Consider the following 1,193-nt stretch of genomic DNA (forward strand, 5'->3'; position numbering starts at 1 on the left):
TGCTGCCACACCGCTGGAAGCCGTCTGCCTGAGCGCAATCACCGGCTACACGCTCGCCCGCTCGGGGGCAAGGTGACTTGGCCAGACGCATACGTCTCGACTTTCAATCCTGCGGCCTCTGCCGCGTGGTCCAGTCGGATGAGGCCTGAGGTCAGCAGGATCGGTGACCCGGCTGCCAGCTTGTTCGCGTCGAGCATCGCTTCAATACGTTGGAATTCTTGCTTCCACGCTGCGGCCGTCTGCAACGCGAGCTTTGTCGCCGCGTGGTAGTCGGTCGTCCGAAGGGACTTGCGAAGGTCAGAAGAGCCGAGGACTGCACGCAGGTTGTCCGGGACTCGCAATCGGGCGTAGAACGTGCCACTGGCGCGGCGGTAGATGTAGGGCATGTGTCACAGGTGTGTGGCACAGGGAAGTGGCGGGATGCCGCCTTCGACGCCCTAAGCTGTTGATTTTAAACAGCTTTTTTTGAGTCTGGAGCGGGTGAAGGGAATCGAACCCACGTCTTGAGCTTGGGAAGCTCAGGTCCTGCCATTGAACGACGCCCGCGGTTCAGCCGCGCATTGTAGCGGTTTGCCGCTTCGATTCGCCCGTGCTGGGGCGACTTCCTCCTCGACGGCTAGAGTGCCGTGGGCTACTGCCAGACGGGCGCGGTCCTGGCGTCGAATGTATGCACCTTGGCGTGAAACACCTTTTCAATCTCAGCGACTCGCGCCTTATCGATATCCGAATACACGCCGATGTACACGCTCCACAACTTGGGCGCGCTCTTCGACAAGTAGTGTGCGGCGCGGTTTAGAGCTTCAAGAATGTGCAAGTCGTACTCGCCAAATCCAAATCCCAACGTGATCACCGAGCCATCTACTTCGCATAGGGCGTCGTAGCAGTGAGACAGGTAGGGGTTGTGCCGGATCTGAGCCAGTTTCTCATCCCCATTGCCTGCGGTCACGAATATGGGGTACTCCTCCTTCTCGATTCTCTGGCTGATCTTCTCAAGCAGGTAACCCTCAACCGGGTCGTATTGCTCCTTGATCACCTGCGTCCCAGTGTCGAAGAGTGGAAGCGCCCCGTGTAAGTAGAAGATGTTCTGCTTGGTGGCGTTAGGGAAGGTCTGAACAAGTCCACCGATCATGCCGCGGCGCGTTGAATAGCGCAAAGGAGCCTGCGCGAATGAGCCAGATCAGTTTTGCGGACGC

General features: G+C 58.8%; 2 protein-coding genes and 1 tRNA gene. All 3 read right to left on the reverse strand.

What is annotated here, in order from left to right; all coding sequences use genetic code 11:
• Nucleotides 1-38: 38 nt before the first annotated feature.
• On the reverse strand, nt 39-386 hold the full coding sequence (locus Q392_RS33215; protein ID WP_157008359.1) for a DUF6538 domain-containing protein: 348 nt from the start codon (nt 384-386) through the stop codon (nt 39-41).
• Nucleotides 387-472: 86 nt separating this feature from the next.
• Nucleotides 473-546: transfer RNA gene (locus Q392_RS26400), tRNA-Gly, on the reverse strand.
• 85 nt (nt 547-631) lie between these two features.
• The gene (locus tag Q392_RS26405) at nt 632-1,129 is read right to left on the reverse strand and encodes a DUF4917 family protein (RefSeq protein ID WP_051953990.1); all 498 of its coding nucleotides are present in this window, start codon (nt 1,127-1,129) and stop codon (nt 632-634) included.
• Nucleotides 1,130-1,193: the final 64 nt, after the last annotated feature.

Origin of the sequence: Xenophilus azovorans DSM 13620, assembly GCF_000745855.1 — a bacterium.
In the GTDB taxonomy this organism is placed as follows: domain Bacteria; phylum Pseudomonadota; class Gammaproteobacteria; order Burkholderiales; family Burkholderiaceae_C; genus Xenophilus; species Xenophilus azovorans.